General features: G+C 54.5%; 1 protein-coding gene. It reads left to right on the top strand.

All coding sequences use genetic code 11. The annotated features are described in order from the left end of the window. On the top strand, positions 1–255 hold a 255-nt coding region (locus JYB63_RS23145), incomplete at both ends, for a hypothetical protein (RefSeq protein ID WP_205660255.1).

The following is a 255-nucleotide window of genomic DNA, read 5'->3' as shown; positions in this document are numbered from 1 at the left end:
AAGACTTCACCGTCAGCCTGGGAACCATCACAGACACCAATGACGCGTTCGAAGCGATTGTGGCGGGCACCAACAACAGTGTCGAAACCACCATCACGGACCAGACCGGCAGCGACAACCCACCGGGCACAGAAGACACGGTATATGTGCGGTTAACGCAGAACGTCGACAGCATTGGTGAAGACGGTGGTCAGGTAACCTATACAGTTACCCTGGTTGATGAAAATGATCAGCCTATTACAGTACCGGCCGGCG

Origin of the sequence: Aliamphritea spongicola (genome assembly GCF_017051665.1) — a bacterium.
GTDB lineage: Bacteria > Pseudomonadota > Gammaproteobacteria > Pseudomonadales > Balneatricaceae > Amphritea > Amphritea spongicola.
This window is presented reverse-complemented; position numbering and strand designations above follow the sequence as displayed.